Genomic DNA, 14,063 nt, shown 5'->3' on the forward strand with positions numbered 1-14,063 from the left:
AGCATGATTTCGCTGCCCGCGTGCGCCCAGGGGCAGTTCATGAGACGTTCACGCAGGATTCCGGGGTGGTCACACAGCGTGGAAAACCTCTGAGGTCTCTGGTGTCACACCCCGCTCTCCTCCGATGCTGTCACCTCACCGCGATCACCGACGATCCGTGCCCGAAGAGTCCCTGGTTGGCGGATATCCCCACGCGTGCCCCGGTGATCTGCCGGTCGCCGGCCGTGCCTCTCAACTGCCAGGTCAGCTCGCAGACCTGGGCGATCGCCTGGGCCGGCACCGCCTCCCCGAACGAGGCGAGCCCGCCGCTGGCGTTGACGGGTATACGGCCGCCCGGGGCCGTCGCGCCCTCCCGCAGCAGCTTCGCCCCCTCTCCCTCGCCGCACAGCCCCAGGTCCTCGTACCACTGCAGCTCCAGCGCGGTGGACAGGTCGTAGACCTCGGCCAGGGACAGGTCGCCGGGGCCGGCGCCGGCCTCCTCGTAGGCGGCCCGGGCTATGGAAGCCCGGAAGGTCTCATCGGGGGCGCCCACCGCGACGGCGGAGTCCGTGGCGATGTCCGGCAGGTCCAGCACCGTGTTCGGGAAGCGCGGGGTCACCGTCGACACCGCCCGGATCCGCACCGGCCGGGTCACGCCGCGCCGGTGCGCGAACTCCATGCTGGAGAGCACCAGGGCCGCCCCGCCGTCGGAGGTGGCGCAGATGTCGAGCAGCCGCAGCGGATCGGCGACCACCGCGGACGCGGCGACCTCCTCGGCGGTGACCCGCTTGCGGTAGCGGGCGTACGGGTTGAGCGCGCCCATGGCGGCGTTCTTCACCTTGACCAGTGCGAAGTCCTCCGGCGTGTCCCCGTGCACCGCCATCCGCCGCCGCGCGTACAGCCCGAAGTACGCCGGGTTGCTCGCCCCCAGGACGCGGAACCGCAGCCAGTCCGGATCGTCCGGCCGGTCGCCGCCCGCCGGCCGGAAGAAGCCCTTGGGCGCAGCGTCCGCCCCCACCACGAGCACGGCGTCCGCGAGCCCGGCGAGTATCTGGGCCCGGGCCGTGGCGATCGCCTGCGCTCCGGAGGCGCACGCCGCGTACACGCTGGCGACCCTGGCCCCCTGCCAGCCCAGGGCCTTGGCGAAGGTCGCTCCCGCCACATACCCGGGATACCCGCCACGCACCGTGTCCGCTCCCACGACCGAGCCGACCTCGCGCCAGTCCACACCGGCGTCCGCGAGCGCCGCGCGGGCCGCCGCCGTGCCGTACTCCACGAAGGAGCGGCCCCACTTGCCCCATGGGTGCATGCCCGCGCCGAGCACCGCCACGTCCATCGTCACGCCCTCACCCCCGTCGGCCGCCAGTGCCAGGTCGTCCAGGCCGTCTCCGCGTCCTCGTGCAGTACTCCGGGGACGACCTCCACCTCCATGCCCACCGTCAGATCGGCGACGGTGACCCCGGGAGCCGCCTGTCCGAGCACCACGATCCGCTCGGCCTCCAGCTCCACCGCGATCAACGCGTAGGGCTCCCACGGAAGTTCCCGGTCGCTCACATAGGGTGACGGCGGACGGTATCGGCTGTCCGTGTACGACCAGACACGCCCGCTTCGTGACAGGGGCACCTCCTCCAGTGAGCCGCCGTCGCAGTGGGGGTTGCGGCAGTGGACGTCCTCGCGCGGGAAGAAGACCGTGGCGCAGGACGAGCAGCGGGTGCCCAGAAGCCGGAAGCCGTCTCCCTCGCCGGCGAACCATCCGTCGACCACGGGTGTGCGTGTGTGCGGCAAGGGTTCCTCCCCGACAAGTTTTCTGACGAAGCGTCAGGAGTGTGGCATGGGCACCGGGAAATGGGCAGGGCATCCGAGGGAATCGCATCCGATCGCTTTCCGGCCGGAACGCGAACCTGATAGATGCAGGAGACATGACACGACTCACCGGTGCAGTCCGCGGTCTCGTCACCGCCTTCGCCGCCCTGCTGGCCGTGACCACCGCCCCCGCGACCGCCGGGGCGACGACGGAGCCCAAGGCGCCGAAGGACTTCGTGGCCCTGAGAACCGTGGATCCGACGATCATCCAGGAGATGCGCTACTTCACCCCGCACAACTTCGTCGGCGAGCGCATCGACGGCTACGAGCAGCCGATGTGCATCCTGACCCGCCCCGCCGCCGAAGCCCTCCACAAGGCGCAGCTCACCCTGCTGCGCAAGGGCTACACCCTCAAGGTGTACGACTGCTACCGGCCGCAGCGGGCCGTGAACCACTTCGTCCGCTGGGCCAAGGACCTCGACGACCAGTCGATGAAGGGCGAGTTCTACCCGAACGTCGACAAGACCCGTCTGTTCGCCGACGGTTACATCGCCGAGAAATCCGGCCACAGCCGCGGCTCGACCATGGACCTCACCATCGTGAAGCTCCCCGCAAGGCCGACCCGGCCCTACCACCCCGGTCAGCCGCTGGTGCCCTGCTTCGCACCCAAGGATGAGCGTTTCCCCGACAACTCCGTCGACATGGGCACCGGATTCGACTGCTTCGACACCCTCGCCCACACGCTCGACCCGCGCATCCAGGGCGAACAGCGAGCCAACCGCCTGCTCCTCAAGAACACCCTGGAGAGCCTCGGATTCGTGAACCTCGCCGAGGAGTGGTGGCACTACACGTACAAGCCCGAGCCCTACCCGGACACCTATTTCGACTTCCCCGTGTCCTCGAAGTCGCTCATCGGCGACCATTGAGCAACCTCCGGAAGATGTCCCTCCTCTGATCGGATACAGTCCGCGCGTGTCCGAAACTCAGCACTCAACTGACAACTCCGCACCGGATTCCCACTGTTCGAGTTGCGGAGCGCCCTATGGAGAGGGCGTTTCCGGCTGGCCGCGCACCTGCCCGTCGTGCCGGACCGTCGCCTACCGCAATCCGCTGCCGGTCGCGATCGCGCTCCAGCCCGTGTACGACACCAAGGGCACGGCCCTGGTCGTCATCACCCGGACCGTCGCCCCCGCGCGCGGGGGCACGGCACTGCCCGGCGGCTACATCGACGACCGGGAGGACTGGAAGCAGGCCGTCGTACGCGAGCTCAAGGAGGAGACCGGCATCGACGCGGCCGCGCGGGACGTACGGCTCGTGGACGCCATGAGCTCGCCCGACGGTCACCTGCTGCTGTTCGGACTCCTCCCGGAGCGCCCGGCGGAAGGGCTCCCACCCGCCGACCGCACGGACGAGACCGAGGGCTGGCGGCTGCTGCGCCGTCCCGAGGAGCTCGCCTTCCCACTGCACACCGTCGCCGTACGGGCCTGGTTCGAGGGCCGGTACGTCTGAGCGGCGCGGCTCAGCCGAGCCCCCGCACCCGCACCGGGAAGGGGGGCTCGGCGGAACCGTCCTCCCGCTCCCGGGTCACCACCACGCGAGGGCCCTGCCGGCGGGCGACGTAGCGTTCGATCTCCGGCTCGTCCCACGCGACGCCCGCGTCCGGCACGACCAGACCGCCGCCCGTCCGGCCACGCGCGGGTGCCCACACCTCAAGCTCCGGGCCGCCGTCGGCGCCGCGCACGGGAATGACCGCGCCGGCACGGGCGAACACCGGTATCCGTGACAGCGGCGCGTCGACGAGAACCTGCCCCGGCCCCTCGTACGCCTGCTCCGTCACGGTGTCGTACCAGCGGCCCCGCGGCAGCTGCACCGCCCGCCGGTCGGCACCCGGGTCCAGCACCGGAGCCACCAGCAGAGCGTCCCCAAGCAGAAACGTGTCCTCGCAGTCGCGCAGCGCCCGGTCCTCCGGTGCCCCCCACCACAGTGGCCGCACGTAGGGCGCTCCGGTGCGCCGCGCCAGATGGGCCAGCGTCATGAAGTACGGCAGCAGCCGCCGCCGTTCGAGCAGCGCCACGCGCGCGTGCTCCAGCACCTCGGTACCGAACTCCCAGGGCTCCCGGCGCCCCGCCCGCAGACTGGCGTGGGTGCGGAACAACGGCAGATACGCGCCGAGCTGGAACCACCGGAGATACAGCTCGGGCGACGGACTGCCGTCGAAGCCGCCCACGTCCGGGCCCGAGTACGGCACCCCGCACAGACCGAGTCCCAGCACCAGCGAAAGCGACGCCCGCAGCCCCGGCCAGCCCGTCGCCACGTCCCCGGACCAGGTCCCCCCGTACCGCTGCATCCCCGCCCAGCCCGACCGGGAGAACAGGAAGGGCCGCTCCCCGGGCGACAGCTCGCGCAGCCCCTCGTAGCCCGCCCGGGCCATGCAGAGCGCGTACACGTTGTGCGCTTCCCGGTGGTCGCCCCCGCGCCCCTCCAGGGCGTGCCGGGCCGACCGCGGCAAGGTGAGCTCCCCGAAGGCGTTGAACGACGTCGGCTCGTTCATGTCGTGCCAGAAGCCCGCGAAGCCCTGCCCGAGACGCTCCTCGTAGAGAGCGCCCCACCACTTGCGCACGCGCGCGTGCGTGAAGTCCGGGAAGACCGACTCCCCGGCCCACACCACACCGCCCACCGTCCGCCCGGAGGCGTCCCGCACGAACGCGTCCACGGCCGAACCGCTTGCGTACACCGCGTTGCCCGGCACCGCCTTCACGGCCGGGTCGACGATCGACACCAGCCGGATCCCGTCCCGGCGCAGTTCCTCGGCCAGTTGCGGCAGCTTCGGGAACCGCTCCTGATCGACGGTGAACACCTGGTGGTCGTCGTAGTGGTCGATGTCCAGGTGCACGGCGTCCAGCGGCAGCTCACGCTCCTGGTAGCCGGCGACGATCCGGCGGACCTCCTGCTCGCTGCCGAAGCCCCACCGCGCGTGCTGGTGGCCGAGCGCCCACGCGGGCGGCAGCGCGGGCGCACCGGTCAGCGAGGCCCACGTGTGCAGCACGCGCGCGGGGGTGCCCACCATGACCCAGCAGCGCAGCGGCCCGCCGTCCATCCGCAGCTCGCAGCGCCCTGCCCGGTCGTGGCCGGATCCGGCGCCCTCCTCGCCCTCGCGCAGCACGACCGTGCCGTCCCATGTGGAGTCGTGGAACACCAGATGCGTGCCGGCGTCGGCCACCACGAGCTGCACCGGCATGGTCACGTAGAGCGGATCGTCGCCGGGGCCGAACGCCCGGCCGGGATCGGTGTTCCACAGCCGGTACGTGCCGTCCCGCAGCCGGGGCCCGGACGCCCGGCCGCCCAGACCGAAGAAGCGCGCGTCCGCCGCCACCTCCGACCGCTGCATCCAGCGCGCCGTGCCTCCGTCCACCGGCTCCCACCAGCGCGGCGGCAGATCCCGGCGCAGGGTCACCCCGCCCGGCGTGCACACCTCCACCGCGCCGTGCCGCGAGACCGTGACCGTCACCCGCTCGGCGACCACCCGCCAGCCGCCGTCCTTGTCCGGCTCCAGCACCACGCGTGGATCCGGCTCCGGACAGCCCCCCGCGAGCGCGTACGAGGGCTGCGGACCGGCCCCGTCCCACCCCCAGAAGACCGCACCGTTCACCGCCACGGTGATCCGCAGCTCGGACCGGCTGAACCGGATGACACCGCCGCCCGGCCCCGGCGCCACGCTCGTCACCTGCCCCGGGACCCGCGCCCGCTCGGCTCCCCGCGGCGGCAGACCGACCGCGTCGATCCGCCTCCTGCGCCACGCGGCCCGCATGGTACGCAACCCCCGAGCCGCCCTCCCCGAACCGACCACACTCACCGAACGCACCAGGTCACGACCGTCCATGCTGCTCACCCTGCCACTGAGCGCCCCACGCGCGCGTGTCGTTCAACTGCCGTTCACCCGTGCCGGGACCACATCTTCACGACACGGACTATGTGGGGCGCACCCTGGTGCAGAAGTCGATCACATGGCATCGTCCCTGTCAGCCGCGTCACGCGCACACCCCAGCCCGTGCGCGGACCGACGCACACGACGCGCACAGCCCGGGAGCCGCCCCATGACGACCGCGAAGCCCCAGCCGCTCTGGCAGCCCGACCCCGAGCGGATCGCCCAGGCACGCATCACCCAGTTCCAGGCATGGGCCGCCGAGCACCACGGCGCACCGGCCGAAGGCGGCTACCCCGCGCTGCACCAGTGGTCCGTCGACCAGCTGGACACCTTCTGGGAAGCCGTCACCGAGTGGTTCGACGTACGCTTCTCGGCGCCCTACGCGCGCGTGCTCGGCGACCGCGCCATGCCCGGCGCCCAGTGGTTCCCCGGCGCCAAACTCAACTACGCCGAGCACGCCCTGCGGGCCGCGGCCGACCGCGCGGACGACCCCGCCCTCCTGTATGTCGACGAGACCCACGAACCGTGCCCGGTGACCTGGTCCGAGCTGCGCCGCCAGGTCGGCTCCCTCGCCGCCGGCCTCCGGGCCCTCGGAGTCCGCCCCGGCGACCGCGTCAGCGGTTATCTGCCCAACATCCCGCAGGCCGTCGTCGCCCTGCTCGCCACGGCCGCCGTCGGCGCCGTCTGGACCTCCTGCGCGCCCGACTTCGGCGCCCGCAGCGTCCTCGACCGCTTCCAGCAGGTCGAACCCGTCGTCCTGTTCACCGTCGACGGCTACCGCTACGGCGGCAAGGAGCACGACCGCCGCGAGACCGTCGCCGAGCTGCGTCGCGAGCTGCCCACGGTGCGTGCCGTCGTCCACGTCCCGCTGCTCGGCACCCAGGCACCCGAGGGGGCGCTGGAGTGGTCGGCGCTGACGGCGGGGGACACCGAGCCCGTCTTCGAGCAGGTCCCGTTCGACCACCCGTTGTGGGTGCTCTACTCCTCCGGCACGACCGGCCTGCCCAAGGCCATCGTCCAGTCCCAGGGCGGCATCCTGGTCGAGCACCTCAAGCAGCTCGGCCTGCACTGCGACCTCGGCCCCCAGGATCGTTTCTTCTGGTACACCTCGACCGGCTGGATGATGTGGAACTTCCTCGTCTCCGGCCTGCTCACGGGCACGACGATCGTCCTCTACGACGGCAGCCCCGGCTTCCCGGAAACGGGCGCCCAGTGGCGGATCGCCGAACGCACCGGGGCCACCCTCTACGGCACCTCCGCCGCCTACGTCATGGCCTGCCGCAAGGCCGGCGTCCACCCCGCGCGCGACTACGACCTGTCCGCCGTGAAGTGCGTCGCCACCACCGGCTCCCCGCTGCCGCCCGACGGCTTCCGCTGGCTGCACGACGAGGTGCGCGACGACCTGTGGATCGCCTCCGTCAGCGGCGGCACCGACGTCTGCTCCTGCTTCGCCGGCGGCGTACCGACCCTCCCGGTGTACACCGGCGAACTCCAGGCGGCCGGTCTCGGCACCGACCTGCAGGCCTGGGACCCGAGCGGCAAGCCCGTCGTCGACGAGGTCGGCGAGCTGGTCGTCACCAACCCCATGCCCTCCATGCCGATCCGCTTCTGGAACGATCCCGACGGCAGCCGCTACCACGACAGCTACTTCGACACCTACCCCGGCGTCTGGCGGCACGGCGACTGGATCACGGTCACCTCACGCGGCACCGTGATCATCCACGGCCGCTCCGACTCCACCCTCAACCGGCAGGGCGTGCGCATGGGCTCCGCCGACATCTACGAGGTCGTCGAGCGCCTGCCCGAGATCAAGGAGTCCCTCGTCATCGGCATCGAGCAGCCCGACGGCGGCTACTGGATGCCACTGTTCGTGCACCTCGCGCCGGGCGCCGTCCTCGACGAGGCACTCCTGAACCGCATCAAGCAGACCATCCGCGAACAGCTCTCGCCGCGCCACGTACCGGACGAGATCATCGAAGTTCCCGGTGTTCCGCACACCCTCACCGGCAAGCGCATCGAGGTCCCCGTCAAGCGCCTGCTGCAGGGCACGCCCCTGGAGAAGGCGGTCAACCCCGGCTCCATCGACAACCTCGCCCTGCTGGGCTTCTACGAGGAACTCGCCCGCAAGCGCGCCTGACCCGCAGGGGGTCACCCGCCGTAGGTGGCCTCGGACTCACCCAGCACGGAGGCGAAGTCCGAGGCCAGCCGCGCGGCGTCGGCGGGCTCAAGGCCGGCGGCCGTGATCCGCACCCCCGGCCCCGAAGCCAGGCGGAACCGCGCCCCGGCCGCGACCCACCAGCCGTACGACCGCAGGCCGTTCACCACCGCCGATTCGTCGCGCACGGGGACCCACACGTTCATGCCGCTCGCGGCGTGCGAGGCGATACCGCGTGCGGCCAGCTCGCCGGCCAGCGCGGTGCGCCGCAGCGCGTACGTCTCACGCGCGCGTGCCACCAACGCGCGCGTGCCCTCGTCCGTCATCAGGCCGTGCACGGTCTCCTGCAGCAGGTGACTGACCCAGCCCGAGGTGAGCAGCAGCCGGCCGTCGTGCCGGGCGAGAGTGACCGGGTCGCAGGCCGCGGCCGCCCAGCGAAGGTCCGTCCCCAGGAACTTGCTCACGGTCCGCACATGCACCCAGCGCGCCGGCCCGGCACCCGTCACCGAGTGCAGCGGGGCGCCGGCCACCTCGGAGGCGTGGTCGTTCTCCACCACCAGCACATCGGGCGCGTCACGCAGCACCCCGGCCAGCGCGTCCCGACGGCCGGCGGAGAGACATCCGCCGTACGGATTCTGCGCCCGTGGACTGAACACCACGGCCCGTACCCCGGCCCCGAGCGCCCCGCGCAGGGCCTCCGGGCGCATCCCCTCGGCGTCCACCGCGACGGGGACGGTGCGCAGCCCCAGTGCAGCGACCAGATCCAGCAGATGGTGATACCCCGGGTCCTCCATCGCCACGCCGTCCCCGGGACGCAACTCGACCGACAGCACCCGGTCGATCAGGTCCAGCGCCCCGTGCGCGAACGTCACGTGTTCCACGGGGACGCCGTCCGCGCCCAGCCACTCGCGCACCACGTCCTCGAGCCGCGCCAGCCGGGGCGTGGACCGATGGGAGCGGGCGCCCGGGGAGAGGCGTGAGGGCGGCACCAGAGCGGGCAGCAGTGCCGGATCGGGATGCCCGCCGGCCAGGTCCCGCAGCCCTTCGGGCACCTTGGGCGGCCGCCGGGACCCGACCGCGGGAGCCGGCGCGACCACCGTGCCGCCACGCCCGCGCGTGACGACGATGCCCCGCCGCCGCAACTCCTTGTACGCCGTGGCAACCGTGCCCGGACTCACCCCCAGCTCGTCCGCGAGCCGCCGCACGGGCGGCAGCGCGACCCCCGGTGCCAACGCTCCGTCCGCCACGCCCCGTTCGACGGATCCGGCAATTCCCTTGGCCGTCGTACCACTGATCTCATATTGTGTTGCCACGTTCGTAATTATGTATCAATACATAACTCGCGGGCAAGTGACAAGCTCCACCAGAGGGGGAACCAGTGGACGCCAATCCCGAGGCCGCCATCCGGCCGTCGCGCATACCAGGAGGCCGCGACGGACGCCGGATGCTCCTCGTCACCTTCATCGACCGCATCGGCAGCGGCCTGTGGGCATCCGTCTCCGTCCTGTACTTCACCTACGTCTCAGGCCTCTCCGTCGCCCAGGTCGGCACCCTCGCCGCCGTCTCCGGCGCCGTCGGCATCGCGGGCGCACCCCTCGGCGGACGCATCGCCGACCGGTTCCCCCTCACCCGGATCCTGATCCCACTCCAACTCCTGCGCGCGCTCGCCTCCCTCGGCCTGCTCACCACCGACCACTACCTCCCGCTGCTCGCCATCTCGGCAGTCGGCAGCCTCGGCGACCGCGCCTCCAGCGTCCTCACCAAGCTCTACGCCGCCCGCATCGCCGGCCCCGACCGCGTCCGCTACCAGGCCATCAACCGCATCGCCTCCAACGCGGGCTGGGCCCTGGGCGGCCTCGCCGCCGCGGCCGCCCTCACCCTCGGCACCACCACCGCCTACCGCTGGCTCCTCACCGGCGACGCGCTCTCCTTCGCGGCGATCGCGCTCCTGACCCTCACCTGCGGGGAACCCCCGTCCGCCAGCCGTGTCGCCGCCTCCGGCACCACACCCTGCGCCGCCAGGCCGGCCAACCCCTGGCGCGACCGCACCTACCTCGCGTACGTGGCCACCGATGCCGTCCTCTTCCTCGACGACTCCGTCTTCCAGATCGGCCTGCCCCTGTGGATCGCGCACACCGAAGGCGTGCCCCACGGCCTTGCACCCCTGCTGCTCGTCCTCAACAACCTGATGGTGGTCGCGCTCCAGGTGCCGCTCGCCCGTTACGGCACCACCACCGCGGCAGCCCGCAAACTGCTCCTCCCGCTGTCCGCCGCCTCCGCCGCCGGCGGCATCACCCTCGCCCTGTCCGCCACCGGCGGCACCTCCCAGGCGATCTGCCTGCTCACCGCATCCGCCGCCCTGTTCACCCTGGCCGAGATGCTGCACGCCGTCGTGTCCTGGGAGCTCTCCCTCGCCCTGGCGCCGGACACCGCGCAGGGCGCCTACCTCGGCGTGCACGGGCTCGCCCAGTCCGGCCAGCGCAGCCTCGGCCCACTCGCCGTCACCGCCGCCATCGCCACCGGCCCCCTCGGCTGGACCGTCTTCGGCGCCACCATCGCCGCGACCTGCGCACTCCAGCACCGACTGGTCCGCGACCGCCTCCGGCGAAGCCCGTTGTCAGTGCCGCCGGTTACGGTGAGTGAGCATTGATCGACCGCGCACTATGGGGGAAACATGGCGCACACCGACCACCAGACCATGCGACGCGTCCTGCGCCGTGAGATCGCCGGCACCATCGGCCTGCTCACCGACGAACACGACTTCAGCACCATGCGGCGCTACCGCAGCTTCACCTTCGACGACCACACGGCCTACCTGAAGCAGGTCGAGGCCGTCCTCCAAGCCCGCGCCGCCCAGGGCACCCACACCACCCTCGCCCTGTTCGACCCCGAGGACTACGCCGCCTACTGCGCGGAAACCGGCCTCGACCCCGAAGCCCCGACCAGCCGGACCCGCTTCACGGCGGAGCTGGCGGCCACGGGCCCCACCATCCCCTACGACGGCCGGCCCCTTGCCACGCTCGTACCCGCCCTCGTGGACGAAGCAGTACGCCAGGCGACATGGGAGTACGCCACCACCCTGCTGTCCCGCCTCGGCCCCTGCCCCACCTGCGGCGAGGACATCGGCAGGGCGGCCTTCACCCGCGCCTCCGACCTCCTGGTCCGCATCCTCGACACCGCACCGCCCGGTGACCGGCACCTCGTGTGCAGCGTCTCCGGACCACCGGACAGCCTGGTCTCCGTCCTGCACGGCGACCAGGACGGCGACGGCGCCCTCCGCCTCGACGAGGCCGAGGTCCTGGAATTCACCAGCGTCCTCGCCCTCGGCCTCGCGACCCGAAGCCCCGGCGGACTCGTCCTGCGCACCAGCGCCCCGGACACCGCCGACCGCGTCTACGGCTGGCGACTGCGCTCCGGCGGCCTCGAACCACTCACCGCCTCCGAGGTGTTCGACGCCTACTGCACCGACATCGAATCCGGCGACATCATCTCCCCGGAATCCGGCGTCGACTACTGCGAGCCCCCCGGCCTCGGGGACGAGAGCACGACACCCGGCCACCGGCACTGACCCGCGGCGCGCCGAAGGCACTGACGAGGCCGAGCACACGCCGAACGCAGCGGGGGCGCCCCACCCGAAGGCGGGACGCCCCTGCACCCGGCACGCGCAACGCGGCGCCGGTACGGCTACTCGCCGGACAGCACCGCCTGAGCCGCGCCGCGCGCCTCCTCGGCGCTCTCCGCGGCACGCGCGGCCGCCGCGGCCCGCTCGCACTGCGCCAGCGTGTACTTCGCCAGCGTCGCCCGGACATAAGGAATCGACGCCGCACCCATGGACAGGGAGGTGACACCCAGACCGGTCAGCACACAGGCCAGCAGCGGGTCGGACGCGGCCTCACCGCACACACCACAGCTCTTGCCCTCGGCCTTGGCCGCCTCGGCGGACAGCGCCACCAGGTCCAGCAGCGCCGGCTGCCACGGGTCCTGAAGCCGGGACACAGCGCCCACCTGACGGTCGGCCGCGAACGTGTACTGCGCGAGGTCGTTGGTCCCCAGCGACAGGAACTCGACCTCCTGCAGGATCGAACGCGCCCGCAGCGCGGCCGACGGGATCTCCACCATCGCGCCGAACTTCGCCTGCAGCCCCGCCGCACGGCAGGCGTCCGCGAACGCCTTCGCGTCCGCGCGGTCGGCCACCATGGGTGCCATGACCTCGAGGTAGACCGGCAGCCCCTCGGCGGCCTTCGCCAGCGCGGTCAGCTGCGTGCGCAGGATCTCGGGGTGGTCCAGCAGCGTCCGCAGACCCCGCACGCCCAGCGCCGGGTTCGGCTCGTCGGCCGGAGTGAGGAAGTCCAGCGGCTTGTCCGCGCCGGCGTCCAGCACCCGCACGACCACACGACCCTCGGGGAACGCCTCCAGCACCTGCCGGTAGGCCTCCACCTGCTTCGCCTCGGAAGGAGCGTTCTTGCTGTCGTCCAGGAAGAGGAACTCGGTGCGGAACAGACCCACACCCTCGGCCCCGGCCTCCACCGCAGCCGGTACGTCCGCCGGCCCGCCCACGTTGGCCAGCAGCGGCACCTTGTGACCGTCCGCCGTCACACCCGGCCCGGTCGAGGCGGCCAGCGCTGCCTTGCGCTCGGCTGCCGCGGCCTGCAGCTGCGCCTTCTTCTCCTCGCTCGGGTTCACGAAGATGTCACCGGTGCTGCCGTCGACAGCGATCACCGTGCCCTCGGCCAGCTCACCGGCCCCCGGCAGCGCCACGACCGCCGGCACACCCAGCGCCCGCGCCAGGATGGCGCTGTGACTGGTCGGCCCGCCCTCCTCGGTCACGAAACCGAGCACCAGCGAGGGATCCAGCAGCGCGGTGTCGGCGGGCGCCAGGTCCCGCGCCACGAGTACATAGGGCTGGTCGCTGTCCGGGACACCGGGCATCGGAACGCCCAGCAGCCGGGCGACGATACGATTCCGCACATCATCGAGGTCGGCCACCCGGCCGGCGAGGTACTCACCCGCACCGGCCAGCAGCTCCCGGTACGCCGCGAACGCGTCGTACACCGCCCGCTCGGCCGTGCTGCCGACGGCGATCCGCCGGTCCACGTCCGCCATCAGCTCGGGGTCCTGGGCCATCATGGCCTGCGCCTCGAGCACGGCCTGGGCCTCGCCCCCCGCCAGATTGCCGCGCGCCATCAGATCGGCGGCCACGGCATCCACGGCCTGGCGGGCGCGCCCCTGCTCACGCTCGGCATCCTCCGCGGGAATCTGCTTGGCGGGCGGCTCCAGCACCGCCGTACCCATGTGCCGAACCTCGCCGATGGCCACGCCATGGCTCACGCCGACGCCTCGCAGCGTTGTCTCCATCTCACCCGTCTCCGATAGTGCGGCGGGTCCCGCCGCCGCGGTGGTTGTACCGATCGCCGTCCGATGACGACGCTGCCGTCAGTTCCAGGCGAAGAGGCTGTCGCCGGCCTTCACGTCTCCGCTGTCACGGAGGTCGGAGAGGGACTCGGCCGTGGCTTCGAGGGCGACGACGGGGCAGACCGGGGACTTGCCGGCGGCCTCGACCGCCGAGGGGTTCCAGCGCACGATGGCCTGGCCACGCGTCACGGTGTCGCCCTTGTTGACGAGCAGCTCGAAACCCTCGCCGTTGAGCTGCACCGTGTCGATGCCGAGGTGGGTGAGCACGCCGTGCCCACTCTCGTCCACCACGACGAAGGCGTGCGGGTGCAGGGAGACGATGACGCCGTCCACGGGCGCAACGGCCTCGGAGGGCTCACGTACGGGGTCGATCGCGGTGCCCGGGCCGACCATGGCCCCGGAGAAGACCGGATCCGGCACTTCGGCCAGTCCGATGGCCCGTCCAGCGAGCGGGGACGTCACGGTGGTCATGGGAAGCCTCCCAAGGAGTGGAGCTGCTTACGGGCCGTCACTGCCTGTCCCGGACGGCGCTGGCAGCAGCGTATGTCATATGAAGTGGCGGTTCCGTATGGAAGCTACCAGGTAGTGGTCTAGACCACCAGCCTCGTGGATTTGCACCGTCTTCAAAGCTCCGTGTACAGTCGTACTCCTGCTTGGGACGGAGGCCGCGAAAGCGCCCTCGCTCAGCAGCACCCAAACTCGTCAGATCCTATCTCTGGATCCGCTTCGGCATGTCCGCAGAGCGGTGGTCAGAGAGACGGAAAAACCCTGGTAGAGTTTGAAACACCG

At 71.9% G+C, this 14,063-nt stretch carries 11 protein-coding genes; 5 read left to right on the plus strand and 6 right to left on the minus strand.

Annotated features, from left to right (window positions below):
• Positions 1-130: 130 nt before the first annotated feature.
• Together LMU33_RS09350 and LMU33_RS09355 are read right to left on the minus strand one after the other, a co-directional pair.
• On the minus strand, positions 131-1,321 hold the full coding sequence (locus tag LMU33_RS09350; protein ID WP_228619045.1) for a lipid-transfer protein: 1,191 nt from the start codon (positions 1,319-1,321) through the stop codon (positions 131-133).
• On the minus strand, positions 1,318-1,743 hold the full coding sequence (locus tag LMU33_RS09355) for a Zn-ribbon domain-containing OB-fold protein (RefSeq protein WP_228619097.1): 426 nt from the start codon (positions 1,741-1,743) through the stop codon (positions 1,318-1,320). Before LMU33_RS09355 ends, LMU33_RS09350 begins: the two co-directional genes overlap by 4 nt.
• 155 nt (positions 1,744-1,898) lie before the next feature.
• On the opposite strand from LMU33_RS09355, the gene LMU33_RS09360 reads away from it, so the two are divergent.
• Positions 1,899-2,708 (plus strand): M15 family metallopeptidase, encoded by an 810-nt coding sequence (locus LMU33_RS09360; protein ID WP_228619047.1) that lies wholly within the window; start codon positions 1,899-1,901, stop codon positions 2,706-2,708.
• A gap of 46 nt (positions 2,709-2,754) precedes the next feature.
• Positions 2,755-3,291, plus strand: a complete 537-nt coding sequence (locus LMU33_RS09365; protein WP_228619049.1) for an NUDIX domain-containing protein — start codon at positions 2,755-2,757, stop codon at positions 3,289-3,291.
• Between the two features lie 10 nt (positions 3,292-3,301).
• Here LMU33_RS09365 and LMU33_RS09370 read toward each other — a convergent pair whose 3' ends face one another.
• Positions 3,302-5,662 (minus strand): glycoside hydrolase family 31 protein, encoded by a 2,361-nt coding sequence (locus tag LMU33_RS09370; RefSeq protein WP_228619051.1) that lies wholly within the window; start codon positions 5,660-5,662, stop codon positions 3,302-3,304.
• A gap of 214 nt (positions 5,663-5,876) precedes the next feature.
• Between LMU33_RS09370 and LMU33_RS09375 the strand changes: the two genes are divergently transcribed.
• Complete coding sequence (locus LMU33_RS09375; protein ID WP_228619053.1) at positions 5,877-7,844, plus strand: acetoacetate--CoA ligase; 1,968 nt, start codon at positions 5,877-5,879, stop codon at positions 7,842-7,844.
• An 11-nt stretch (positions 7,845-7,855) separates the two neighbouring features.
• On the opposite strand, the gene LMU33_RS09380 is transcribed toward LMU33_RS09375, so the two are convergent.
• Positions 7,856-9,175: an aminotransferase class I/II-fold pyridoxal phosphate-dependent enzyme gene (locus LMU33_RS09380; RefSeq protein WP_228619055.1), complete on the minus strand. Its 1,320-nt coding sequence runs from the start codon at positions 9,173-9,175 to the stop codon at positions 7,856-7,858.
• A 131-nt stretch (positions 9,176-9,306) separates the two neighbouring features.
• Between LMU33_RS09380 and LMU33_RS09385 the strand changes: the two genes are divergently transcribed.
• Complete coding sequence (locus LMU33_RS09385; RefSeq protein ID WP_228619056.1) at positions 9,307-10,512, plus strand: MFS transporter; 1,206 nt, start codon at positions 9,307-9,309, stop codon at positions 10,510-10,512.
• Positions 10,513-10,536: 24 nt separating this feature from the next.
• Positions 10,537-11,430 (plus strand): DUF8829 domain-containing protein, encoded by an 894-nt coding sequence (locus tag LMU33_RS09390; protein ID WP_228619058.1) that lies wholly within the window; start codon positions 10,537-10,539, stop codon positions 11,428-11,430.
• 116 nt (positions 11,431-11,546) lie between these two features.
• On the opposite strand, the gene ptsP is transcribed toward LMU33_RS09390, so the two are convergent.
• Both ptsP and LMU33_RS09400 read right to left on the minus strand, forming a co-directional pair.
• Positions 11,547-13,217 carry a phosphoenolpyruvate--protein phosphotransferase gene (ptsP, locus tag LMU33_RS09395; RefSeq protein WP_228619060.1) on the minus strand — a complete coding sequence of 557 codons (1,671 nt, stop codon included), beginning with the start codon at positions 13,215-13,217 and terminating at the stop codon, positions 11,547-11,549.
• Positions 13,218-13,295: 78 nt separating this feature from the next.
• Positions 13,296-13,745, minus strand: coding sequence for a PTS sugar transporter subunit IIA (locus tag LMU33_RS09400; RefSeq protein WP_055705222.1), 450 nt, complete (start codon positions 13,743-13,745; stop codon positions 13,296-13,298).
• Positions 13,746-14,063: the final 318 nt, after the last annotated feature.

Source organism: Streptomyces barringtoniae (assembly GCF_020819595.1).
GTDB lineage: Bacteria > Actinomycetota > Actinomycetes > Streptomycetales > Streptomycetaceae > Streptomyces > Streptomyces barringtoniae.